Below are 425 nucleotides of genomic sequence, written 5' to 3' on the forward strand. Positions count from 1 at the left end.
GAAGCATATCTGCCTTTCTCTGAAGACAAGATCAGTATTATCGAAGCAATGGACAAGGCAAGCGATCCACTCAAGATCTTCATGCTACGCCAGACACGCGAAACAGATATTGCACTGTTCGCCCGGATTTCCGGGAGCGAGGAAATCGAAAGCCCGGATCAGGTACCAATGAAAATCCTGGTACCTGCCTACATCACCAGCGAGCTAAAGACAGCTTTTCAAATCGGATTTATCGTCTTTATCCCTTTTCTGATCATTGATATGGTTGTTGCCAGCACACTGATGGCAATGGGAATGATGATGCTGTCGCCAATGATTATCTCTCTACCGTTCAAGCTGATGCTGTTTGTACTGGTGGATGGCTGGCATCTGCTGATTGGTTCACTCACCCAGAGTTTCTATACCTGATAAGGAGATCGCCACAT

The 425-nt window shown here is 46.6% G+C and carries 1 protein-coding gene; it reads left to right on the top strand.

The features are described 5' to 3' along the window. On the top strand, positions 1-408 hold a 408-nt coding region (locus tag SQ11_RS15895; protein ID WP_041515182.1), incomplete at its 5' end, for a flagellar type III secretion system pore protein FliP. Positions 409-425: the final 17 nt, after the last annotated feature.

This window comes from Nitrosospira sp. NpAV, assembly GCF_000832065.1.
GTDB lineage: Bacteria > Pseudomonadota > Gammaproteobacteria > Burkholderiales > Nitrosomonadaceae > Nitrosospira.